General features: G+C 39.7%; 23 protein-coding genes and 1 pseudogene. 17 read left to right on the forward strand and 7 right to left on the reverse strand.

What is annotated here, in order from left to right; genetic code table 11:
• The first annotated feature begins 127 nt into the window (after nucleotides 1-127).
• The 3 genes from CWC18_RS13385 to ltaE all read left to right on the forward strand — a co-directional run bounded on the left by CWC18_RS13385 (nucleotide 128) and on the right by ltaE (nucleotide 3821).
• Nucleotides 128-1540, forward strand: a complete 1413-nt coding sequence (locus CWC18_RS13385; RefSeq protein ID WP_138675478.1) for an alanine/glycine:cation symporter family protein — start codon at nucleotides 128-130, stop codon at nucleotides 1538-1540.
• Between the two features lie 496 nt (nucleotides 1541-2036).
• A complete protein-coding gene (locus CWC18_RS13390) occupies nucleotides 2037-2708 on the forward strand; it encodes a glutathione S-transferase family protein (protein WP_138675441.1) in 672 nt (223 codons plus the stop codon).
• 96 nt (nucleotides 2709-2804) lie between these two features.
• Nucleotides 2805-3821 (forward strand): low-specificity L-threonine aldolase, encoded by a 1017-nt coding sequence (gene ltaE, locus CWC18_RS13395; RefSeq protein ID WP_138675442.1) that lies wholly within the window; start codon nucleotides 2805-2807, stop codon nucleotides 3819-3821.
• A 425-nt stretch (nucleotides 3822-4246) separates the two neighbouring features.
• On the opposite strand, the gene CWC18_RS13400 is transcribed toward ltaE, so the two are convergent.
• Nucleotides 4247-4837 (reverse strand): carboxymuconolactone decarboxylase family protein, encoded by a 591-nt coding sequence (locus tag CWC18_RS13400; protein WP_138675443.1) that lies wholly within the window; start codon nucleotides 4835-4837, stop codon nucleotides 4247-4249.
• Nucleotides 4838-4950: 113 nt separating this feature from the next.
• Here CWC18_RS13400 and CWC18_RS13405 point away from each other — a divergent pair, with 113 nt between their 5' ends.
• Nucleotides 4951-5529: a MarR family transcriptional regulator gene (locus CWC18_RS13405; protein WP_138675444.1), complete on the forward strand. Its 579-nt coding sequence runs from the start codon at nucleotides 4951-4953 to the stop codon at nucleotides 5527-5529.
• A gap of 37 nt (nucleotides 5530-5566) precedes the next feature.
• Here CWC18_RS13405 and CWC18_RS13410 read toward each other — a convergent pair whose 3' ends face one another.
• The gene (locus CWC18_RS13410) at nucleotides 5567-6040 is read right to left on the reverse strand and encodes a nuclear transport factor 2 family protein (protein ID WP_138591133.1); all 474 of its coding nucleotides are present in this window, start codon (nucleotides 6038-6040) and stop codon (nucleotides 5567-5569) included.
• A 239-nt stretch (nucleotides 6041-6279) separates the two neighbouring features.
• On the opposite strand from CWC18_RS13410, the gene CWC18_RS13415 reads away from it, so the two are divergent.
• The 7 genes and pseudogenes from CWC18_RS13415 to CWC18_RS21535 all read left to right on the forward strand — a co-directional run bounded on the left by CWC18_RS13415 (nucleotide 6280) and on the right by CWC18_RS21535 (nucleotide 12596).
• A complete protein-coding gene (locus CWC18_RS13415) occupies nucleotides 6280-8451 on the forward strand; it encodes a S9 family peptidase (protein ID WP_138675445.1) in 2172 nt (723 codons plus the stop codon).
• Between the two features lie 352 nt (nucleotides 8452-8803).
• Nucleotides 8804-9319 carry a hypothetical protein gene (locus CWC18_RS13420; RefSeq protein WP_138675446.1) on the forward strand — a complete coding sequence of 172 codons (516 nt, stop codon included), beginning with the start codon at nucleotides 8804-8806 and terminating at the stop codon, nucleotides 9317-9319.
• A 126-nt stretch (nucleotides 9320-9445) separates the two neighbouring features.
• A complete protein-coding gene (locus tag CWC18_RS13425) occupies nucleotides 9446-10636 on the forward strand; it encodes an alkaline phosphatase family protein (RefSeq protein WP_138591127.1) in 1191 nt (396 codons plus the stop codon).
• Nucleotides 10637-11469: 833 nt separating this feature from the next.
• Nucleotides 11470-11685: a cache domain-containing protein gene (locus CWC18_RS13435; protein WP_138591123.1), complete on the forward strand. Its 216-nt coding sequence runs from the start codon at nucleotides 11470-11472 to the stop codon at nucleotides 11683-11685.
• 27 nt (nucleotides 11686-11712) lie between these two features.
• The gene (locus CWC18_RS21060; protein ID WP_171041110.1) at nucleotides 11713-11871 is read left to right on the forward strand and encodes a hypothetical protein; all 159 of its coding nucleotides are present in this window, start codon (nucleotides 11713-11715) and stop codon (nucleotides 11869-11871) included.
• A gap of 31 nt (nucleotides 11872-11902) precedes the next feature.
• Nucleotides 11903-12088 carry a hypothetical protein gene (locus CWC18_RS13440; protein WP_138675447.1) on the forward strand — a complete coding sequence of 62 codons (186 nt, stop codon included), beginning with the start codon at nucleotides 11903-11905 and terminating at the stop codon, nucleotides 12086-12088.
• A gap of 99 nt (nucleotides 12089-12187) precedes the next feature.
• Nucleotides 12188-12596 (forward strand): annotated as a pseudogene (locus CWC18_RS21535) (GGDEF domain-containing protein).
• Between the two features lie 76 nt (nucleotides 12597-12672).
• Here CWC18_RS21535 and CWC18_RS13455 read toward each other — a convergent pair.
• Entirely contained in the window at nucleotides 12673-13086 is a 414-nt protein-coding gene (locus CWC18_RS13455; RefSeq protein WP_138591118.1) for a hypothetical protein, read from the reverse strand.
• A gap of 230 nt (nucleotides 13087-13316) precedes the next feature.
• Here CWC18_RS13455 and CWC18_RS13460 point away from each other — a divergent pair, with 230 nt between their 5' ends.
• Together CWC18_RS13460 and CWC18_RS13465 are read left to right on the forward strand one after the other, a co-directional pair.
• A complete protein-coding gene (locus tag CWC18_RS13460) occupies nucleotides 13317-14726 on the forward strand; it encodes a YfcC family protein (RefSeq protein ID WP_138675450.1) in 1410 nt (469 codons plus the stop codon).
• Nucleotides 14727-14953: 227 nt separating this feature from the next.
• Nucleotides 14954-15370, forward strand: coding sequence for an EAL domain-containing protein (locus tag CWC18_RS13465; protein ID WP_283235284.1), 417 nt, complete (start codon nucleotides 14954-14956; stop codon nucleotides 15368-15370).
• Here the strand turns inward: CWC18_RS13465 and CWC18_RS13470 are convergent.
• The 3 genes from CWC18_RS13470 to hemH form a co-directional block, all read right to left on the reverse strand.
• Nucleotides 15354-15995, reverse strand: a complete 642-nt coding sequence (locus tag CWC18_RS13470; protein ID WP_138591114.1) for a response regulator — start codon at nucleotides 15993-15995, stop codon at nucleotides 15354-15356. The genes CWC18_RS13465 and CWC18_RS13470 overlap by 17 nt on opposite strands.
• The gene (locus CWC18_RS13475) at nucleotides 15988-17082 is read right to left on the reverse strand and encodes a sensor histidine kinase (RefSeq protein ID WP_138675451.1); all 1095 of its coding nucleotides are present in this window, start codon (nucleotides 17080-17082) and stop codon (nucleotides 15988-15990) included. The genes CWC18_RS13470 and CWC18_RS13475 overlap by 8 nt, the downstream gene beginning before the upstream one ends.
• 195 nt (nucleotides 17083-17277) lie before the next feature.
• A complete protein-coding gene (gene hemH, locus CWC18_RS13480) occupies nucleotides 17278-18297 on the reverse strand; it encodes a ferrochelatase (protein WP_138675452.1) in 1020 nt (339 codons plus the stop codon).
• Nucleotides 18298-18634: 337 nt separating this feature from the next.
• Between hemH and CWC18_RS13485 the strand changes: the two genes are divergently transcribed.
• Nucleotides 18635-20185 (forward strand): methyl-accepting chemotaxis protein, encoded by a 1551-nt coding sequence (locus CWC18_RS13485; RefSeq protein ID WP_138675453.1) that lies wholly within the window; start codon nucleotides 18635-18637, stop codon nucleotides 20183-20185.
• Here the strand turns inward: CWC18_RS13485 and CWC18_RS13490 are convergent.
• Nucleotides 20182-21504 carry an HD domain-containing phosphohydrolase gene (locus CWC18_RS13490; protein ID WP_138675454.1) on the reverse strand — a complete coding sequence of 441 codons (1323 nt, stop codon included), beginning with the start codon at nucleotides 21502-21504 and terminating at the stop codon, nucleotides 20182-20184. The two genes, CWC18_RS13485 and CWC18_RS13490, sit on opposite strands and share 4 nt — an antisense overlap.
• A 92-nt stretch (nucleotides 21505-21596) precedes the next feature.
• Between CWC18_RS13490 and CWC18_RS13495 the strand changes: the two genes are divergently transcribed.
• The 3 genes from CWC18_RS13495 to CWC18_RS13505 are packed head-to-tail and all read left to right on the forward strand — an operon-like array spanning nucleotide 21597 to nucleotide 24246.
• On the forward strand, nucleotides 21597-22733 hold the full coding sequence (locus CWC18_RS13495; RefSeq protein WP_138675455.1) for an HDOD domain-containing protein: 1137 nt from the start codon (nucleotides 21597-21599) through the stop codon (nucleotides 22731-22733).
• Entirely contained in the window at nucleotides 22730-23281 is a 552-nt protein-coding gene (locus CWC18_RS13500) for a heme NO-binding domain-containing protein (protein ID WP_138591102.1), read from the forward strand. Before CWC18_RS13495 ends, CWC18_RS13500 begins: the two co-directional genes overlap by 4 nt.
• Complete coding sequence (locus CWC18_RS13505) at nucleotides 23278-24246, forward strand: sensor histidine kinase (protein WP_138591100.1); 969 nt, start codon at nucleotides 23278-23280, stop codon at nucleotides 24244-24246. The genes CWC18_RS13500 and CWC18_RS13505 overlap by 4 nt, the downstream gene beginning before the upstream one ends.
• Nucleotides 24247-24299: the final 53 nt, after the last annotated feature.

The following is a 24299-nucleotide window of genomic DNA, read 5'->3' on the forward strand; positions in this document are numbered from 1 at the left end:
TGGGATTGGCGGACGGATACCTCTTACCTAATGTTGTACTGTATATAACCAATAAGTTTGTTATGGTGGTGTAAATAAAGCAGAAAATTACGCTTAATGCTGATACATGCATTTAAAGAGGTGAATGATGTTTGAAGAGGTGGTGGGGACTATTAATGCGTTGTTATGGGGCCGTGGTCAGTTACTTATCTATATTTTACTGTTTACCGGAATATGGTTTTCATTCAAATTGAATGTCATTCAACTACGTCACTTTTCACATATGTTTTCTTTATTAAAGAGCAGCAGCAAAGCAGAAAAAGATCAAGTAAGCTCGTTTCAAGCACTGTGTACTGGTCTTTCTGCCCGGGTTGGTACCGGTAACTTAGCAGGTGTAGCTGTTGCTATATCGTTGGGTGGCAGTGGTGCAATTTTTTGGATGTGGGTGATTGCCATATTGGGTATGGCCACTGGGTTTGCAGAAAGTGTCTTGGGGCAAGTATATAAAATAAAGAACAACCAAGGGGAGTTTAGAGGTGGCCCTGCTTATTATATTCAACTTGGCCTTAATAAACCTTGGTTGGCAGTGACGTTTGCGGTCTGTTTATTCTTGGGATACGGATTTAGTTTCAGTGCCATGCAAACCAATACCATAACCGATGCACTGCGTTTTGCCTTTGATATACCTGAACTCTACTCAGGTATTGTGATCACTTTATTAGCAGGCTCAATCATTTTAGGAGGGTTGAAGTCTATAGCGCGATTTGCAGAGCAGGTAGTGCCAGTTATGGGGATCTTATTTGTGTCTGTGGCAGTCGTGATCACGTTAATGAATTTAAACGCTGTGCCAGCGATGATCAAAGAGATTTTATTGTCTGCATTTGGCTTACAAGAAGCCGGGGCGGGTGCCATGGGGGCTGCAATTAAAAACGGCATACAGCGTGGTTTATATTCAAATGAAGCGGGTGCGGGCAGTGTACCCCATGCATCAGGAAGCGCAAGCCCCGTCCCTAACCACCCAGTTACTCAAGGGTATATTCAAATGCTTGGGGTGTTTTTAGATACCATTGTATTATGTAGTTGCACGGCAGTGATCATTTTACTGGCTGACATTAATATTTCGGGTGAAATGGAAGGCATACGATTGACACAAACTGCTATGACTGCACATCTTGCAGCTGGTGGAGTGTATTTTGTGGCAGCGGCAATCACGTTATTTGCATTTACGTCGGTGGTTGCTAATTTTGCCTATGCTGAGAGTAATTTACACTTATTTAAACTTGATAATAAAGTCGGGAGAGGGCTTTATACCTCTTTGTATTTAGTCATGATGTTATGGGGAGCAACCGCAACATTAAAAGAAGTATGGAGCTTAGCAGATATGGCATTAGGCTTGATGACCTTGGTGAATACTTTTGCCATTGTACAACTCACACCAACGGTGATTGCCCTCAACAAAGATTATCACGCGCAAAGAGCAAAGGGGGTAGAACCGACATTCGATGACTCTGTGATACGAGTTCAAGGTAAATGTACAGCAGGTGTTTGGTCAAATAAGTAGTGCTGTTTGTTTAATCACTGACTGTGTAACAAATTAATATGCTCTAAATACATGATGTTTCCTTATTTCAGGTGTTTATTATTTTAAATAGTCAAAAGCTCACGTATTTCTATTAAGCTAAATTGACCTTATAGGCCCTGCTTAAAAGCTTAGTTAGCTTGAGGTCAAGAACAAAAAGCATATACATCATAATGCATGCCTGCATGAGATCCAATTGACTACATAAGCATAAGCACACAGCTGAAGTCGCACGTTTTGAATTATTCGTGAATGTCGGTGGTTCAAACTTGCTTATTGTTAGTTAGACTATGAGCGGTTGTTCACTGTGGTGATTGTTGAACAAACTAAATAAATATTAGCCAGAGATATTAAATTTGCGTCGCAGTAATGACTAAGTCGGTGAGTGACTATGAATAAACTACGCGATTTATGTACTTGTATCATGATTGATGAAAAGATACATTGAGTTTTTGCATAGCCAGAATAGGGACTCGGTATGCTGACAGTGCACCATTTAGAAAACTCTCAATCATTTAGGGTATTATGGCTACTAGAAGAACTTGATGTGCCATACCATATTGAGCATTATGCCAGAGACAAAGAAACTTCTTTAGCCCCTGATAACTTTAAGAAGCTTCATCCTGCGGGCACATCGCCTTGTATTTCTGATGGTGAGTATATCTTGCCTGAAAGCAATGCCATTTTAGAGTATATACTTGATAAGTATGATAATGCAGAACTTAGAAACCTCGGTTCAGAGCAGCATAGGGTCTCTTATTTATATTGGTTTCATAGTGCGCAAGGCAGCTTAATGCCTTTACTCACTGAGTCGCTTATTTTTAAACGCATGATCAGTAAATCTCCGGCATTTATCCGGCCAATCATTCGGGTGGTGGTCAACAAGGTTCAAAGTAGTTATTTAAACCCTCGCTTAAACAAATTAATCTCACATATTGAACAAACGTTAAAGCACTCTCGGTGGTTTGCAGGAGATACCTTTACAGCGGCTGATATAGTGATGGGGTATTGTATGGAGGTGGCTATTGCAAGAATTAATTTGGGCAATAAACATCCAAGTATTCACCGCTTTGTTGCAGATATAAAGCGCCGTCCAGCGTATCAAAAAGCACTCGATAAAAATGGACCTTTTACGCCTTTAGTTGATTAATGAGGTGTGTAAAATGATTGAAAGTAGAGTAGATGAAACTCCCTGAATATGCCTTGATGGCTTTATCGAAGACCATAAAAAATAAGGAACGATAAAATGATAGATTTTCGCTCAGACACAGTAACAAGACCATGCACTCAGATGAAAAAGGCCATGTTCGAGGCGGAGCTGGGTGATGATGTGTATGGAGACGATCCAACGGTTAATGCCCTTGAGCAATATGCCAATGAACGGCATGGTTTTGAAAGCGCACTTTTTACAAGCTCAGGTACGCAGGCCAATTTACTGGCATTGATGGCGCATTGTGAGCGGGGCGATGAATATTTATGTGGGCAAAATGCACATAATTATAAATATGAAGCGGGTGGTGCTGCAGTATTAGGGTCTGTTCAGCCACAACCGATTGAGAATGAAGCTGATGGTAGCCTATGTTTTACTAAATTGAAGTCAGCAATTAAAGCCGATGACTTTCATTTTGCGCGTACAAAATTGCTGAGCCTTGAGAATACCATTGGCGGTCAAGTACTCAGTCTGGAATACATGGCGCAAGCACAGCAGTTTTGTCAGCAGAACCAGCTTATTTTACATTTAGATGGTGCCAGAGTTTACAATGCGGCTGTAGCATTGGGCGTGGATGTTACGCAAATAAGTCAGTACTTTAACTCAATGACCGTGTGTTTGTCTAAAGGGCTCGGTGCGCCTATTGGATCATTATTACTGGGTGACAAAGCATTTATCGCTAAAGCGCGTCGGATCCGAAAAATGCTAGGCGGAGGTATGCGTCAAGCTGGTTTTCTCGCGGCAGCAGGACAATATGCGCTATTACATAATGTTGAGCGGTTGGCGGAAGATCATGACAATGCAAAGTATTTGGCAAAGCAACTTAACGAAGTGAAAGGCTTTAATACCAGTGCTTATCGTGTAAGTACCAATATTGTGTATGTTGATGTTGCGCAGTCTATAGATTTGAAGGCTCTGACCACAACGCTCGCAGAGAATGGCATTTTACTCACCTCGAGCTACGCAGGTATGAGGTTAGTGACGCATAAAGACATCAATAAAATGAGTATAGATACGTTGATATATTCGTTGAATCAGTTTGTAAGTAAATAAAGAGTTGAGCTAGTGTGTTGCACCCCTCAAAGTTGTCTTTCTATGAGTCACTTTGTGGGGGCTATTTACGTTTGTAAAGCTATGATCACCAAACCTTTGAAATTTTAATTTCAGCGACTGATTTATCTTCACTTTACCTGATTAAATCAACGATTTTTATCAATAAAATACTTAACTAACAATAAGGCTACGAATTATAACCTGCTAGTAAAAGGCCTTTTGGATACCCAAAGGGAATGATATATTATGTATGTGCAATACTAAATCGCCCATTCACTAGCAACATATCTTAATCTAAGCAATTGTACCTTTTTGCAAGTATCACAGCATTTTGCTACTTCAGTGATATAATAATCATCTACTGCGTGCAAATAAAAGCGTAATACGCCATATAAAATAAGAAGTTTATATGACGTATTAATTGATTATTGATGTTTACTTACTTGCCAGTCGTTATGTTGAAGGAATGTACTGCCAGCGTTAATGGCACCGGTTTCTAAAGTCGTCGCCATTGTGTCGTTCCAACGATTCAAATAACCAAATAATGAAATAACTCCCAATATTTCAACGATCTCTCCATCATCCCAGTATTTTTTGAGTTCAGTTTCAATGGCATTATCGACTGCATTAGGAACGCTTGATGCTGCCAAGGCAAACTCAAATGCGGCTTTTTCTGCATCGGTAAAAAGCGTACTTTCTCTGAATTGCCAAATCGAGTGAAGGCGCTCTTCAGACCCTCCATAGCGTTTGGCAGCTAAAATAGTGTGCGCTTCGCAATATCTACAGCCAGTATTAGCGCTGGTAATATAGCCAATAAGGCGCTTTTGTTCAGCTGTAACTCGACCGCCATTTTCCATCACTGCCATGTTTAAGGTGATAAAAGCTTTTGCTATCGCTGGGCGAATTTGCATGGTTAATACGCTATTTGGGCAAAACCCAAGTGTTTCATTAAAAAATGTTGCCAATTCACTAACTTCTTGGTTTTCATCTTGTGAAAGAGGTGTAACTAGTGCCATGATAATATCCTGTTGTAGTATTTATGTTGCATATGCAACATAAATACTACCGTGTCATTGCTGGTGTTGTAAAGCAAAAGTATGTGAATGGTTTAAACGTGTGAGGGTTTTAAATGAGTAACAAAATGCGAAAAGCAGCATTTACTTTGAACAAAGATATCGCAAATCCATATGATTTATATAACCACTTGCCCTATAGGGTGGCTGTTGCAAGTAATTTATTGGAAATTGATAGAGATGCAGCAATTAAACAACTCACAGAGCTGGAAACAAGGGAGATTAGGGTGTTATTAAATGTAGGTTCTTATGGTCCAATTAATGCTGCTGATATTGCTTATCAGTCTCGGCTAGATCCTTACTCTGTGAATAGAGCCATTAACTGTTTATTGAAACTAAATTATATAGCTGAAGTTAAACGAGTAACAAATCAGAAAGTAAAGCGGGTTGCATTGACCCAGAGCGGACTGACTGTTTATCAAAAAATAACTACCCACCTTGAGCACCGTACCGACCGTTTAACGGCCAACTTAACCATTAAAGAGCAATCTACATTGTTAGCGCTACTAGAAAAGTTGGAATTGCAGGCAGAGCAAGTGTTAGCAGAGACAGCTTCAGTTATTGAAGCACAAGGAGAACCAATTACGCGAGATCAAAAAGAGCTCATTCGTTGGTATAAAAGAACCTCCTCATGATCGTTGTAAACTTCAGTTATGAGCTACAATACATGGGCTAAAGAACGTCTACTCTATCAATGAGCACATGCCTTGTTTTTATGTAACATTGGTTTGACTTGATTATGAGCTCATCTTCATAACGACCATTATAAATATGGGTCGGCGCAGTTTCATCATTTTTATCTTGGCGATATAAAATGAAATGGGACCTGTTTGTGAAGGTATCACTTCCCGTTGGGTATACGTTCATACCGGTGATCATATGAATACTCTTTTTATTCATTAGCGCTGTTTCTACTCGAGCAGAAATCGCGTCGCTTCCTTTTAACGCAATATTGAATTTTGGAACTGAAAAAATTGCATCTGGCGTAAATAGAGATTGATAGCTTTTTATGGGCCCCTTATCTCGATACTGAGGGTACTTCATAAGAGTTTCCTCACAGTTTGCAATGGCGCCTGTGTTATGGTGGTTTACTTGGCATCCAAGTAACACAAGAGTAAGAGGTAAAGCTATTAACACTTTGTACATTTTTATCCTTGATCATCTCAGTAAGTGGTGATGTGATTATTGGTTCTTCTACTCAATCGTACATTAATTTAACGATGTAGAGTAAATATGAAGTCGTGTTGGTTTTAACTTAACACCTTATGCTGGTATACGCCGTTGTTTCCGTCTATTTCATCGTGTTTCCGTTATTTTCGAGCGACAGCCTACTGAGTCTGAGCTATATTGCCCATCTATCTAATTAATAAAAAGAGCAAAGGAATATGAATAAATTATTTATTGCCAGCTTAGTGTCATCTAGTCTTGCTGTTATTTTAACAGGTTGTGAAAACACGTCATCGAAAGCATCTGGTATTGGAGATGCTGTTGAGAAAGTGGCTATATCCCCCCCTGTTGCAGAGAAAGTAGCACACGTAACAAAAATTCATGGTTATGAAATGCGTGATGATTATCATTGGTTACGTGATGATTCCCGTAGTGATGAGAAAGTGCTCGCGCATCTAACACAAGAAAATATATACAGTGATTCAATACTTAAGCCTACAGAACAATTACAAAGAACGTTATTTAATGAAATCAAAGGTCGAATGGTTAAAGATAATCGCTCGGTACCCGTTAAAGATGGTCAATTTTATTATTTTACTGAAACTTTAGGTGAGCAAGAATACCCATCTTTGTATAGAAGTACCCATGTTTCGGGAAGTAGCCCTACGCTACTATTTAATATGAATGATCATGCCAAAGAACATGATTATTACAATATTGCAGATTTCTCAGCAAGCCCGAATAATCGACTTTTAGCATATTCTGAAGATACGCTTAGCCGCCGCATTTATACTATTCGTATAAAAGATCTGTCTACTGGCAATAATTTGCAAACAGAGTTAAAAGGTGCGCAAGGCGGTGTCGTTTGGGGGAACGATAACAAAACATTGTATTATGTGAAAAAAGACCCCGTGTCTTTGCTAGGTAACCAAGTTTTTAGGCATACTTTAGGTCAACCTCAAAGTAGCGATGAGTTGGTCTACGAAGAGCAAGATAACACTTATTATACTTATATTAGTAAGAGTAAAGATGGCAAATATATTTATATCCACCACTCTAGTACTGAGTCAAAGGGAGTTTCATTAATTGATGCTAATGACCGAATGTCTGTACCCGAGCGTTTTATTCCGCGAGAAAAAGGCTTAGAGTACAGTGTCTCTAAGTTAAAGGATTGGTTCTATATTACAACTAACCTAAATGCAGTTAACTTCAAACTAATGAAAGTTCATGAAACGAAGTTTTCAGATAAAAAAAATTGGCAAACAGTGGTTGAGCATGATGTTCAAGAAAAGTTCGAACGCGTGGTATTTTTTGATGCTCACTTGGTGTACCAGACGCGAAAAATGGGGCAGTCTTATATCACGATTAGAGATTTAACCGATGGCTATGAGCATCAGTTAAAGTTTAACGATCCCGCTTACTTGGTTAGATTAACGGGTAACCGTGAATTGGATAACACTGCTGTAAGGTTGAGTTACTCTAGCATGACGACGCCGATGACCACCTTTGAAGTAGACTTAAAAAACTATGGCAAAACGACGTTAAAAGAAACTCAAGTTCTAGGCGATTTTAATTCAGATAATTATGCCTCTGAACGCCTCTTTATCACTGCGAGAGACGGAGTTAAAGTTCCTGTATCTTTGGTTTATAAAAAAACGTTGTTTAAAAAGGATGGCTCAAACCCCCTTTTACAATACGCTTATGGATCTTATGGACATACAAAGGATGCGAGCTTTTCAAATGCATCGCTAAGTTTACTCGACCGTGGTTTTGTCTACGCTATCGCACATATACGTGGCTCTCAAATGTTGGGCAGGCAATGGTATGAGGATGGTAAAAAATTAAATAAAAAGAACACCTTTAATGATTTTGTTGATGTAACTCGCGGGCTTGTTACGCAAGGTTATGCGAATGCAAATAAAGTTTATGCACAAGGGGGAAGTGCAGGAGGGTTACTTATGGGCGCCGTCGTAAACCAAGCACCAGAGCTGTACCATGGAGTACATGCAGCAGTCCCATTTGTCGATGTGATAAATACCATGCTGGATGAAACACTGCCACTGACAACCAATGAGTATGATGAGTGGGGTAACCCGAATGATAAAACTTATTTTGATTACATGCGTTCTTATTCACCTTACGATCAAGTATCTAATCAAAGTTATCCCAATATGCTGGTCACAACGGGGTTGCATGATTCTCAGGTACAATACTTTGAACCAGCAAAGTGGGTTGCGAAGCTAAGAGAAAAGAAAACTGATAACAATAAGCTGTTGTTTAAAGTTGATATGCAAGCAGGGCATGGTGGTGCATCAGGACGTTATAAAAGTATCAAAGATAGGGCGCTACATTATGCTTTTTTTATTGAGTTAGCCAACGGCCGACTATAAGAACTGTTCCGGTGGCACTAAGTTATTCTATTTTTAGTGCCACTTGGTTTAGGCTACGTTTACACTGAATTGACCCGTTTTTTGCGCATAATCTTGTATGAAATATCTCACACAATAGTCGAGGTTTTTTCTTTCTTCGCTGAAACCGTACTCGCGACTTATAAAATTAGTCCTTTTGTCTATTTATTAATTATTTCATACTCTTTCTTGCTGAAGAAAAGGGGTTGTATAGTGAAGTATAAGCAACGTTTCGGTATTCAGATAAATCTTACAGCGAATATTTAATTCTAACTGCCCTGTTATAGTAGATTATTAACTTTAGTTACTAAATAGATATGGATATCTCAATATTATGAAATGGATTTTAGCTTGTATTTTATGGGCTGGCACTGTGAATTATGCTTGTGCCTCAAACGCTCAATTTAGCAAGGCCACTTGTGAAAAACTGGCGTTCAAGCGTGCAGTTTTAATGAGCCATATTACGCAAAAGAGTAGCTATAGCGCTGACTTTTCCTCTCAAGAACAACGTATTTTTGTGCTGCTACATCGACACTGCAAAAGTGAGCAAGAAACGAATGAACACGCCCTGTCGTTACCCGATGAGCAGCTCCTAAATGCCCCGTTAGATGACATGACTTATGCTGGTAAGTTATTCATGGATGATAAGAAGCAGATGAAATGGCAGAAATTTTATGTCATTCCACAACAATGTCGTGAAAAAGGCTCTAATTTAAATAAATTTGTTTGGTGTAGCCACAATAAAAGCAAACAGAAAAAGCGGTTTGAGCTTATTTGGCAAAGTGGCGAGCAGGCAACGAATGAACAGTCAGGCTATTCACTTGTTGCAATGCAGGCGGTGGCGCTGTAATTAAAGATATAGAAATGGAATAACTAATTACCAACTGGTTATTTCATCGTAATTATTTTTTAATGACATAGGTTTAGCGTAATAATGTCGTTTTATCTTTGATAATACAACATGTGGGAATATGGTATGTCTTATGTGGTAAAGCATCTGGTACTCATTAGCTTTTTTTTCTCTGTTACAGCATTCGCTCAACAACAATCTGTAGTGCTTATCTCACTCGATGGATTTCGCTGGGATTACATTGAAAAGCATCGTGCAAAAGGGCTGGCTAATATTGCAAAGCAAGGCGTTCGAGTAAATAAAATGTGGCCTGTTTATCCGAGTAAAACATTTCCCAACCATATTTCAATTATCACAGGCTTACTGCCTGTAAACCATGGTGTTATTGATAATAAGTTTTGCGACAAAAAGCGAGATCAATGTTACAAAATGGGCAGCGGAAAAGACGATAGTACGTGGCTCAATGGCATTCCTCTTTGGAACTTAGCACAAATGCAAGGATTGAAATCGGCCGCTTATTTTTGGCCAGAATCTGACGCTAGGTTTAATGGTATGGTGCCTAACTATTATTATCACTATTCACAGCAAAGTGATTATCAAGCACGAATAGATCAAATCATTCAATGGCTTTCTCTTGATGAAACACAGCGGCCTCATTTTGTAGCAGGATATTTTTCTTTAGTAGACTCCCTAGGGCATGATTTTGGCCCTGATAGTGCAGAGGTTTATGCTGGGGTACAGGAGATTGACATGTTAATCACTCAATTGCATAAGCGGCTGTCTAAGCTACCTCACCCTGTAAACTTAATTGTGGTGTCTGATCATGGCATGTCTACCGTCGATAGTACGCAATCGATAGATATTGATGCACTTGCAATACCAGCAGGTTGGATTGTGAAAAATACCGGCCCACGGGTTTTAATTTATACCAAAGGTGCCAATGAAGCTGATGAAATGGCCACTATTAAAAAACTAAATACTCAGGCGAAAGGTCGATTTGTCGTTATGGATGAACAGACTTTAGTTGAGCGAAATTACTTTGGATCAGCGAGGATCCCTGACATCATTTTAGAGACTTATGCGCCACGAGTGTTCAGTCGTGGCAACCAGGTAGCCTACCAAGGAACTCATGGGTACCCGAATACCGGTGATATGGCCGCAACATTTGTGGCACATGGACCCGCATTTAAGTCAGGTATGAAAATTAATGAGATGAAAAACCTAGAAATTTATCCTGTGATAAGCGACGTGTTAGGCTTGAAACTACTGAATAAGGTAGATAGTGACGGAGAGATACTGCGTCAAGCGCTCAAGTAATATTGTTATTTTTTAGGCTTTCGTGGCATCACTCTAGAGCCCAGCGCATACACTACATAGACTAAAATAAGCGAATTACCGAGGACGAGTAAGTCTTTTTCACTGACAAATATCCACAAAGTAGCAAGTAAAATAAATGCAATAGTGAAATGTGAGACGAGGGGATTTACCTTGGTTTTTTTCATTGATAGAGCCGAACCCTGAATTAAATGTTTGACTTTGACATCTATGATTATACATTGTGCATGTATATTAAGCGACTATTGAGTGTGGAGTATGCTTTTTAGTGACTAGAGACTGTAGACTATTAAGTCAGTCACGGTTTGAGTCATCAATGGCTATTTATACATTTATCGTCAGATTGATACAGAATAAAGAGAGAGTCAAAAAGTGAGATATTATTTTCGACAAGGGTAATACTCATATATGTTTTTAACAAGGAATGACAATGTTAGGCTGCTTTAATTAAACCAAACACATTGATCTAAAAAGACTTATTTTTATTAGCTTTTTTAGTAGGGTGATAACCCTAGGTAATTCACTACATGCTACATTTAGGGTTCAAAGGCACTTTTAATTGAAGATACCCTTGAGGCAAATCGAGTATATGCAACAAAATTTGGTAGAAATAACAACGCTGTTTCTGAATTCAGTCGTTACTCAGCTAAGTTTTAGTGCCAATTATATAGGAGCAGACTTCAAGAGAACGGTTGCAAGCAATAACGAGCTACAGCGTTTAATAAAACAAACATCTAGTTTAACTCTGTGGTGATAGTCCCAAGCTCACGAAAAAAAACAGGTTTTATTGGGGGTCTCAGGTGAGGGCACCGTTATTGCGAAAAGAACCGTATATTGCTACCCCCTTTATTTCCCCCGCCGGTAACTTCATTATTAGTGTATTTCACCCAATATTTAATGATGTGGGTAAATACCAAGGGTTCATTGCTACAAGTAGCTATTTACAAGGCGATAATATTCTCAACCGTTTACCAGGCAAGCATTATAACAGTGATGGCTCTTATCTGTATGTTGTCGACCAAAATAAGTAGCCTATTTATCATGTTGATTCTGAGCGTGTGGGCACAACGATTCAAATTAATGAAGCAATTGAAGATGCCGCTTCCGGTAAGTCTGGTGCAAGTGTATTTCGTAATAGTCAAGGTACTGACATGCTTAGCGGGTATGCATCTGTGCCAATATCCAGATGGGGCGTGGTAAGTACAAAGGCCTCTTAAAGTAACACTGGCTTAACGCAATGATACAGTTTTGAGCGTCCTGAACAGTTCGCTGCTTGTGGCCATACTGACTTTATTATTGATATTAGTATTTGGCTCAAAAATAGCTAAACCGCTATGGAAGTTAGACATCGGTGTTAAAGTAATGGATCGATATGCACAGTCGAATGTTCAAAAAATTGATACTTGGTATTTTGAAGCTGAGCATTCGAAATAAGCGATTGTTTCGAATATTGAATAGGTAGGAAAAACCATACAAGCATATGATTTAGATCGCCAGAAAGACCCATTGACTCAGCTATTCAATCGTCGAGGAATGTTAGCTAAATTAAAGTACTTTCAAAGTATAAAAAAGCCTGACTCAGTGATTGCGTTAGACATTGACCACTTGAAGCGGATCAATGATAAGTTTGGCCATGATGTCGGTGACCAAGTGATCCGAACTTTAGCCGAGTTAATGCAAAGCAGTGCGAGAGAGCAGGATGTTATTTGTAGAACGGGGTGAAGAGTTTGCCATATGCTTGCCTAATGTTGACATTGGCCAAGCGGTATCTATTGCCGAAAGGTGGAGAGTTGATGCCTCAAACCATCTATTTTCACCAGTAGCCAAAGTGAATATATCACTCGGGATTACTTATAGCTCACTTACTGAATGTCATTTTCATCATGTCCTAAAAAATGCAGATAAAGCCCATTATGATGTAAAGCGTGGTTGGAGAATATAGAAAAGCAGTAACTGATTGTGAGGCTGCTTAACCTATGAGTTAGTGCTCAAAGTTATTGAGCACTAAACTGGAGTGATTAACTGTCGCAGCGAAAACTGACGTTGACTAGATAGGGTTTACCCAGTGAGTGTTCGGCACTGGCCCCAGCCAAAGAAGCTATTGCACCTGCATCATCGACATAACCATCACCAAGTATCCAAAGCCATGTTCCTGCTTCTGATATCATTTGGGCTGTAGATTTGTCATTTAGAAAAGTCTTTTCATCTAGCTCACCTTGGTAGGTAACGGACTCATTGATGACATACATAGATTGTTTGTCTTGTTTACAAAAGTGTGTGGCTTGATTAAGTGCTTCTTTTATGCCCTCCCCGCGGTCAGACGCTTTTATGATCACATAGTGTTGGTTGTCTGAATTTGGACGAACATCATCGTGATGCGCGCATGCGCCTAATACCGAAATGACGCCTAATGCGAGTAAGATGTTTTTCATTGTTGCTCTCCCAGTTATGTATAGGGAAATTATTCCGCGCAACGCTTAATTTCTCCAGTAAGAAACTGTTAAATTTTGCATGATGAAATGTAAGTAAACTTACAATTTGGTTAGGTTTATCTGAATTGGCACACTCTTTTATCGACAGGAAGTGAAAGTAGCTGACAAAATCGGTATCATGTCGCGATTTAGGGGGCGCACAGTGCCCTGTGAGTAATTTAGGAGTACATATGGGTCAAACGCTAAAAGTCCCTCATACCTTGATCTTGCTATTGGGTATGATGGTAATTGCTTTATTTGCTACATGGGTGGTACCTCAAGGCTTTTTTGAAACACACTTATCCGATTCAGGGCGACAAATGGTCGTAGCTGGTACGTACCAAGTTATAGAAGAGAAAACGTTTTTAACGCCTTGGGATTTACTGACAGCGATCCCCCGTGCATTTGCAGCGGCTCAAGATGTGATCTTCTTCGTGTTGATTGTAGGTGGCGTGCTCGCAATAGCCCGCGCGACAGGCACAGTTGACGCATTGATAGGCCGCCTTTTAGAGAAATATGGTTCAAAGCCTGAAAAGCTCATTTTTATGGTGGTTTTCTGCTTTGCGATGGCATCGAGTAGTATTGGTACTGCAGGTGAATATATCCCATTTGTACTTATTCTTGTCGCTTTATGTAAGGCTATGAGGCTAGATGCAATGACAGCAGTTGGCATGATTGTCGCGGGTTACGGTATTGGATATGGTGTGTCTGCATTTAATCCATTTACGGTACTTATTGCGCAGCAAATCGCTGAAATACCTGTTTATTCTGGTATTTGGTTGAGATTCGCTATTTTTGTGCCTTTTGTCTTAATTGGTTTTCACCATGTTTGGCAATATGCGCAAAAGGTAAAACAAGACCCGAGCTCTTCAATGATGATTGGCGTATCATGCCCACTTGATGGTAAAGAGCAGCCGAGCTATCCAAAGCTAGAATCAAGACACCAGATGATATTAGGCAGTTTTTTGATCACATTAACCATTGCTGTATGGGGAATAGCGACAAAAGGTTGGTACTTATATGAACTAGGCGGTGTGTTCATTGCTTGGGGTGCAGTCATTGCTATTTTGGGTAAACTGTCGGCCGATGAAACTGCTGAACGTTTTATTGAGGGTGTATCGGACCTAGTGACTACGGCAATCCTTATTGGTGTTGCTCGTGGTATTGCACTTATCCTCGAAGATGGACAAATCTTACATACTTTAGTGCATAGCATGTCTATGCCACTGTCTTATGTGAGTGCCGAGATCTCAGCTGTAGGTATGTTGGTGATTCAAACATTGCTAAATACATTCATCCCGTCAGGGTCTGGTCAAGCTTACGTTACAATGCCGTTAATGGTACCGCTGGGTGATTTAGTGGGGGTACCTCGTCAAGTTGCTGTTCTTGCATATCAATTTGGTGATGGTTTTTCTAATATGATTATCCCAACTAATGCGGTACTAATGGGGATCATAGGTATGGCGGGTGTGCCTTATGCGCATTGGTTCCGTTTTTGTTTGCCCTTATTATTAAAGTTAATGGCTGCCGCTTCTGTGGTATTGATCTTGGCAGTATATTTTGGTTATGGACTAGATGTTCAACCAGTGATAGCGCAATAACATCATAGAAAAATATAAGCCATTAGCAGCTAGATGTCTGCTGGTGGCTTTTATGAAGTATTTAACATTATACCTATCTGTATGAGCATATTTAACTCCTTCCAGTTCAGTTAATTGTACACAATCAGATCCAACCCTATTTTACATCCTAGCCCTTTAAATTAGGCTTGTTATCACAAGGAAAATAGCTCCGATATCTAACGGGTTGTCATTATATTATATTTTTATTGATTAATCGTTTAGTCAATGAATCTAAAAGTACAAATAACCAGATAGAGGTTATTAGTGCAGCGATGGAAAAAGCGAATTTACCGTACAATGAGATCACGCTTGAAGTCACAGAGTCAATGGCAACGAATAAATATACGTGGCATGTGCTCAGTATATTACGCTCAAAAGGCGTTAAAATTGCCTTAGATGACTTTTGTACTGGTTATTCATCTTTGAGTACTCAGTTAAATATTAGAGTGATTGCAGAAGACGTAGAGCAAAGTGTGCAGTTAAAAATGTTGCAACAGTATGGGGGTCACAACATTCAAAGTTATTACTATAGCCCAGCGAAGCCAATTAAAGACTGTTTAAATATGCTGCATGGCAGCACAGGAAAAAATATAAAACAATGTGCTGCTACTCAAGCAAGTTAAGCTTTATAGCTTTGAGTGTTGCTTGTGTTCTGTCACGCACATCGAGTTTGGCAAGTATATTTGAGACGTGATTACGGACTGTACCTTCCGCATTGAATATTTTCGCAGAGATTTCTTTATTGGACAGTCCGTCTACGATTAAGCTTAATACTTGACGTTCTTTGTTTGTTAGGTGTATCTGTGGTGCTTCGGATTGTTGCCTATTTGCATTTATAAGCTGTTGTGTGAGGGCACTCTGTAAAACGGTTTCCCCCTGACTCACTCTGGTAATTGCATCAACAAGCATTTCTAATGAAACATCTTTTAGTAAATAACCACAAGCTCCTGCTTCCATCCCGCCGATCAAGAGTTCATCCTCGTTAAAGGTGGTCAGAATGAGGCATTTTAAATCACTCTCATTGTGTTGAAGTGTACGTAATACATCAAGCCCCGTGCCATCAGGCATACGCATATCTAATAACACGACATCAGCATCAATGTCATTATTGGCAAGAGTAGCAAGAAAAGCATTCCCACTATGGGACTCGCCTGTAACAACAATCGACTCATTAAGCTGTAAAAGCGCCATCATCCCCTGTCGAACTAAGCATTGATCATCGACTAAATGTACTTTGATTTTATTCATAAGGTACTCTTATTATTATACTAAATCCTGTCGTCGTACTGTTTATATTACATGTTCCCCCAAGTGCTTCCACACGTTCATGCATGCCAATTAGACCATTTCCGAGCGTGAATTGAATTTGCTTTTGGCCATTATCATACAAGTGTAAATTGAGTTGCTCTGGGTGTGTTGTTAACTCAATGGTAAAGTGTGTGGCTTTGGCATATTTTAATGTATTTGTGAGCGCCTCTTGGCAACAACGCAAAATGCAATGTGCAATATTTAAGTTTTTACAGGTAAATTGCGCTGGTATTTTGGTGACAACCGTGATCCGAGGGGTATTTTCGGCCAAATTCCTTAAGGTACTGGCTAAATCTAAATAGTCTGTGGAGCGCTTTTGACTGACGACATTTCGGGTTGTATCAAGGGCAACTTTTGCTTGTTCATAACAGCGGTTTATTTGTTGTTCATCTTGTGTTCTCCGTGCAATATCTAAATTAATGATCAGTGATGTTAAACTATGGCCCACATCATCATGAAGCTCACGAGCTAACCTAAGCCGTTCATCATGGGCTGCGGCATTGGCAAGTAGTATATGTGCAGTTTCGAGTTGTGTGTTGCTAAGGGCAAGTGCTTCTTTGGCTTTTTTTTCACTGAGCATTTTTTGGGTGAGCATTAATGCAAAGCTGTGAAATGCAATAAAAGTAGCTGCGTTGACGATATCCCACCCGGATTGCCATATCAAAAACTGTATTAGTAAATAAGCACTATGGATGAAAATAATGTATCCAATGCAGAATAGAGCCGGCGTATGAAAAGCGAAAATAGAGGTCATCATGACACTGTAAATAAGATACAAGTAACTATTTGAGATGATCATTAAGCTCACAACTAACCCAATTGTGATTGCAATAAATACGTGATTTAGTCGTGGGTTTGCATTCGTAACATCATTTATGATGGCTACGATTGCTATGAGAAATAAGCCATGAAGCGTTGCAATAATAGACAATTGAGGAGTTTCTAATATTCCAAGCGTGCTAGGCAGTGCCACCGCAAGCCAAGTAAGCAACACTGTCGTAAGGGATGATTTTTGTACTCTAATCATAATGTTTTTGTTTGATTATAACGACTTAGGTACAGGATGGCTAGCCAATATAGTGAATATATGTTGCAGCACTTATGCATTAATTAAACTGAAAAATGCCGAGATAAATGAAAGAACCATAAGGTAATTTACTATTTCAGAGGGCGTGTTGGTAAAGTGAGTAACATAGCGCGTCATGTGACGCGCTATTCGTGTTTAAAGCAATGTTTTTACCACGTCATAAAGGGCGTCGATGTGGTCGTCTCTTTCATTCAACGCGGGAATATAACGATAATGTTCGCCGCCGGCATGCTCGAAGATCTCGCGATTTTCTTCTTCTAATTCCTCTAGGGTTTCTAAGCAATCCGCACTAAAGGCTGGGCTTACAATTGCTATATTTTTTATACCTTGTTTAGGGAAGTCCGTCAACGTTGCATCTGTGTAAGGTTTTAACCACTCCGCTTTACCGAAGCGACTCTGAAACGTGGTTATGACTAGATCTTTATCAATCCCAAGTTCTTTCACGACCAAATTGGTTGTTTGGTGACATAAGCAATGATACGGGTCGCCGTTGCTCAAGAATTGCTTTGGCATACCATGATATGAAAATACGATTTTTTCAGGTGTGCCATGCTCTCTTAAATCTTCAGCAATAGAGGCTGCTAGTGCCGAGATATATTTTGGCGTTTTATGATAGCCGTTAATGAAGTGCAGCTCAGGTACCCAGCGCCATTTTTTTAGTACGGTGGCGACGGCGTCAAATGTAGATCCTGTCGTTGGGCTTGAATATTGCGGGTAAAGGGGCAAGACAATGATACGAGTTAACCCTTTATCTCGTAATGCTTCTAGTCCTGATTCAATTGACGGGTTTCCGTATCGCATTGCCATAACTACTTCGGTGTTTTCATATCCTTCAGATTTAATTAGTTTTGATAACTTGCTAGCCTGCTGCTTTGTGATGTGGACTAACGGTGAGCCATTGTCTGTCCAAATTGACTCGTAAGCTTTTGCTGATTTTTTTGGACGCACTCGAAGAATTATGCCGTGGAGTATCATTAACCATATTAATCGTGGGATCTCTACAATACGTGGATCTGATAAAAACTCAGCCAAATAGACTCGGAGTGCTTTTGCTGTAGGCGCATCAGGGCTGCCTAAATTAGTGACTAAGATCCCTGTTTTTTGGTTGAATCGTTGGTCGTGCGGGTTATCTGTTATTGCCGAGAAACGGGACACGCAAAGCTCCTTAAAGCATACTTATAATGCAGATTTGAGAGTGTAATAGATCATTGTGGTGAATCACCTGATCTATTTCCAATTTTACAAGATTAGTACTACGTACGTCACTGAAAAGTGGATCTATTCTAATGAATAATAGAAAACTTCAATATATTATTCATTCTTTAGTCTTATTTTCGAAACATTTTATCTTTTCGCCCTTGCATGCCAGTCATGATACACGTAATTTCTCGACTCTTTTTCGTATTTCAAATCATATTTTTAGTGCTGCTGCGTCGTCACAATAATGAATTAAAAGATACGTTGTTATTGTTTTTAGTCTTAAAGAGGATTTATGCGTCTGAGTCAACCAGTAACAAATACAGAGAAAATTTTTGATAAGCATACTAAGCTAATCTCAGTCACTGATTTACATGGAAATATTGTTGATTGTAATGAGGCATTTATGTCAGTCAGTGGTTTTACACGCGAAGAATTAATTGGTCAACCTCATAACCTTGTTAGGCACCCGGATATGCCTGCGCTTGTTTTTGAAACAATGTGGAAGCAGTTAAAAGCAGGGAAAGCATGGATGGGGTTGGTGAAAAACAGATGTAAAAATGGCGATTTTTATTGGGTTGATGCTTATGTCACACCTGTTACAGACAATGGCAGAGTAATTGGCTACGAATCCGTGCGTACCTTGCCAGAACGAGCGATGGTAGAGCGTGCGCAAGCATTATACTCGTCAATTCACTCTAATCAGCAAGCAGCTTATAAACTACCAAAGTTACGCGCAATTTGGCCGATATTTATGGTGTTATCTTCCCTTCTGCTATGGTTTTATTTATCACAAGGTGGCGCATTCATTTGGCTTGTTATTAATTGCTTGGGGTTAAGTGGTTATAACTTGTGGCGTGATAATGAGCAGTTATCTCGCTTAGAGGATTCGTTATCACATAGCTTTTGCGATGAGGTTGCAACACAAGTTTATACCACTTGGGGGGGGAAAATGGCGCAGATCCAAGTGCGACTATTAAGTGAGAAGGCGCATTTAGATACGGTTATTACGCGAATTGAGAATTCAGCAAAAGAAGTGGCTCGAGGCGCCGATAGTTCACTCATTGGCGCAAGTGAGTCTTATACAAAGCTGCAACAGCAACAGCTTGAAACAGAGCAAGTTGCGACGGCAATGAATGAGATGAGTACCACAATCAATGATGTGTCAAGTCATGTTCAGTCAACGGCGAATGAAGCGCTGAATTCTTTGCAGTTAGCCAATGAAAGTGCTGAAGTGGGTAAAGTGACAAAACAGGCAATTTTAGAATTAGGAGATACAGTGGGCCTGATCCGAGATTCGGTATTAGGGGTGTCTAAGCAAACGACTCGTATCGCAGATGTTGCGCAAATCATCAATCAAATTGCCGAGCAAACGAATTTGTTAGCTTTAAATGCTGCCATTGAAGCTGCTCGTGCCGGAGAGCAGGGGAGAGGATTTGCGGTTGTTGCTGATGAGGTGAGGCACTTGGCGCAACGAACACAGCAATCGACGCAGGAAATTCACACCATCATTCATGAATTAACGCAAAGTACCCAACATTCTGTTGAAATTGCTCAGCGTGGGCAAAGCGAATCACAATTTGGTATTGAGCAGCTAGAAAAAAGTACATTCATGCTAGAAAAAATTAATGGGGCAATTGAAAATATTAATGATATGTCGATGCAAATAGCTACGTCTGTAGAAGAGCAGGCTGCTGTTTCTGATGATATTAATCAACAAGTAGTGAATATAGCATCATTGGCAAATACCAGTTTAGATAGTGCCGACAACGTTAAAACTGTTAGTCAAAACTTAACTGTGGTTGCCAATGATATGTACGAACTTGTCGTTCGCTTTAAGCGCTAACCATCTTTTATCATTATTCTAAAAGGCGTGGGTTTTTGCGTTTCAAGTTGCTGTAACTTGGCGATGGATTTTTCGTTGAACTCATGGCCTTTTGGCAGCAGCATGATCCCTTTATGGCTATGAATTGCAAGGCCAAGAACCATACCAGGCTTAAGTTGTTTTGAAGTGAGTATGTCCATTGAACGTACATTATCAGATTGTGCGTTTGCTTTATCATTGAGTGTAGTCTCCAGTGCTATCACCACTTTAGGGTGGTAAAAGTTACCACTGTACATCTTTATCAGCTCTAATGCGTCGGCAAGCTTTTGCTCATCGGGCTTTTGGCTGGATTCTATATTTTGCCAATAGTCTCGTGCAACGGATAAAATATGGGCACAGATTGGTATGTCATTGCCTTTCAGTCCTTTTGGAATGCCGTTGCCGTTATATTTTTCAAACTGATGATATATTGCTTCAGCCACTTCACTAAGGTGTTGCGCAGGCATTAGCATGAGTTGTGCGGTGGCTGGGTGCGTGTAAAATAACTTTCGTTGTTGCTCGTTCAATTGCGCCGTGGGCACTTTATACAGTGCAGGATCCATTGCCAGCAGGCCAACTTGTGCTAAATACCCCGCCATATTCGCCATTTCAATAAGCCTATCGCTTAGCTTCAGTACTTTTGCGATTTGTAAGCAGGTGGTTGCGATGTTTTTTGCCAGCTGCGCGTCTAAATTCGGATTTGCATTAATAAAGTTGTAGAGCAGCTCTACTGTTGCTTTGTGATCGGTACGTTCATGTTCATTTGATGTTTCAAGCTGCTTGAGGATTTGACGAATTTGTTTGGTTCTTTTGTCAACAAGTAATTCCAATGAGTCATTGAGCTCTTTTAGTTTATTGTTTTGCTCAATGACATGTTGTTGCAATGCTTGATTATGTTTTATAAGTCTATATTTCTCGATCCCTTGCTCAATGAGATAAATTAACCGTTGGTTTTGCCAAGGCTTTTCTACATAGGCATGGATCTTACCTTGGTTTACGGCTTTCACGGTAGAAATCATGTCAGAATATCCTGTAAGCAATATTCTTTGTGTATCAGGCGCCAAGGCTTTTGCTTTTTCTAAAAACTCCGCGCCATTCATATTTGGCATGCGCATATCACTAATGATGAGTGCAAATTCCTGTTTTGACAGGGCATCAAGCGCATCAACCCCTTCTGTAAAAGGGATCGCTTGTAGTTTATGATGACGAAGTAACCGGACTAAAGCCCTTAATACACTTGGTTCGTCGTCTAGGCACATTATTTGTATAGGTTTACTTGTGAACTCTTCAAAATCTTCCATTAAAAAACAGCGCATTAGATGGGTATGTATGTTGATAAATTTAGACTAAGCTTTAGGTATAAACAAATACTTTGTGGCTGCGGATGGAATGAATGCCTAAATTAAAATTAAATATATTGTTAATTGACGATGACGAACTGCTTTTAAGAGCGCTTTCGAGAACGTTAAGTAGAATGTATAGGCAAGCTCATATTACTTGTTTGCAGGACCCTGAAGAATTTATTAAGTGCATTAATAATAATGGGATGCCTGATGTCATTTTTTGTGACTCTATGATGCCTTTTGTATCCGGTACAGAGATTTTGAAACTGGCTAAAGAGGTGTGCCCCGCTGCTGTTCGATGCCTATTAACGGGAGATTTGAAAGACAGCTATCAATGGCAAATGAATAACACGATTCATTTCCATTTAGTAAAACCGTTTACTGAAACCCACTTAATAGAAGTGATAGAGAGTGCTTTATTACTAGAAGAACTGCCTATTTGTAAGCCAGTGAGAGTCATATTAGGACAACTTTGTGAACTCCCGTATATAAGCACCGTAGCGCAAAATTTACTACAAGAACTGCACACTGAACAACCAAATATGGCGGTTTTAGCTGAGCAGATAAGTCATGATCCTATAATGATGGGTAAAATACTGCAGGTAGCAAATTCAGCATTCATGGGTTTTGAGCAACATACTCATGATGTTAAGCAAGCGGTTATTCGGATTGGTTTAGAGGGGTTAGAAGCAATAGTAGTATGTTGTAATTTGTCTCAACAGCTATTAAATCATGCTAAACAGGCAGAGGTAGATAAAATTATTGAGGGCGCATTTGGCCGAGCTACAATGGCCCATTCTCTAGCAAAACGGCTAGGAAAAGACAGCCAGTCTCAGCGAGTATCTTTTGCCGCTGGCTTATTGAGTTGTGTTGGGGAGTTAGCTAATAGCTGCTATGTTCAATTAGGCAAAGATAAAGATCGTGTATCAAAAAATGCGCTAACCGCTTATTTATTAGCTTTGTGGGGGTTTGAGCGAGAGGTTGTCAGGGCTCAACTGGTCGAGGCGTTGCCATTATGTAGCGAGATTAGTTCGACACTTATTCATAAAATTGTTGAACATGTATATTACAATGGTGGATTTGATTTAAAACCCGTTGATTATAAGTTACTGGATGAATTAAATTTATTACAGGTAACGCAAGATTGGTACTTTGAATGGCAAAAATCTCAAAAGGGTAGTATATGAAAGGGGTTATTTTTAGAGGGCTCGAGTCGTTAGTAATTGAAAAGTGCGGTATGGCTGTATGGGATACGCTACTGGAAAAAAATGCACCTGAAGATAGAGTATATATATCTGTCCAGAGTTACCCTGATGATGAGTTAGTTGGGTTGGCGCAATATGTTGCTGTTGCATTACAGCTTCCTATAGCAGAGGTATTAAAAGCATTCGGTGAGTATTTATTTGGTTACTTATTGCCGCGCCATTCAACAATTATTGCAAAGTTTGATGGATTTGTTTCACTTATTATGAGCATTGACTCAGTGATCCACTCGGAAGTTGCTAAGCTATATCAAGAGCCAAATTTACCGAAAATAAGGTGTAAAGTGATAGAGGATGGATTGATTTTGATGCATTATTATTCGAGCCGAAAACTCTGTTTGTGCGCAGAGGGGCTTATTTATGGCGCTGCTGCTCATTATAATATGACTGTGACTTTGAAACATATTGAATGTATGCACAAAGGGGCTGATGAGTGTGCTATTGAGGTGAGATTTAAACAGGTGATTGTATGAGTAAAGCAGGCTACAACTTCGAAAAAGCCTATTTAAGAGAAAAGGCGGCAAAAGATGAACTTGAGTGCTTACTTGAAGACAAAACACGGGCGCTTTTTAATGCAAACCAAGCATTAGAGGAAAAGATTGAACTATTACAAAATCAGCAAGCAGTATTAATGCAAACAGAGAAAATGGCGACGCTTGGTACTTTATCGGCAGGTGTGGCTCATGAGATCAATAATCCACTTGCCTACGTGACCAGTAACTTAGAAAGTATTAGCTACTTAAAACCCACTTTAGTGACTCTATTACAGTTAGCACAAAAACAAATATCACAGTCAATATCAGAACAAGAGGTGGTAGAGGCTATCACTAAGCTCGATAGTGCGCTTAGCTTAGAGTTAATTTTAGAAGATTTAGATGAGTTATTAGATGATACCCATGAAGGGCTTAAAAGAATAAGCGCGATTGTGACTAACTTACTGAGTTTTGCACGACCAAAAAACAATCTAATGGCGATGTCAGACGTCACGGAATCACTGGATAGTGCGATAAAGCTACTCACTAATCAATTAAAAAATAGCAAGGTAGAGTGTATTAAAGAGGGGTTGCCGCTCACTTATTGTAATTTATCTGCTATTAATCAGCTGTTCGTAAATCTATTGCTTAATGCAAAGTATGCATGTGACTTAACGACAGAACAGTATCCACATATAATTGTTAAGCTCTTCGCCGATACTGAACACATATACATTGAAATAGTAGACAATGGCTGTGGTATGAATGATGAAACCATGAATAGAATTTTTGAACCTTTCTATACCACCAAACCCGTAGGCCAAGGTACCGGGATGGGAATGGCTATCGTTTATAGCATTATAAAAGAGCACAAAGGAGATATATATATTGAAAGTAGTATACAGCAAGGCTCACTGATCCGCTGTAGTCTGCCTATCTTGACAGAGCCTGACTCTAACCTTTAGAAAGGCTAAGCGGTCCGTTACAGGAGCGCTTAACCGAAGGCCAGCTCATTCTC

The sequence above is a fragment of the Pseudoalteromonas aurantia genome (assembly GCF_005886875.1).
GTDB classification, from domain to species: domain Bacteria; phylum Pseudomonadota; class Gammaproteobacteria; order Enterobacterales; family Alteromonadaceae; genus Pseudoalteromonas; species Pseudoalteromonas aurantia_A.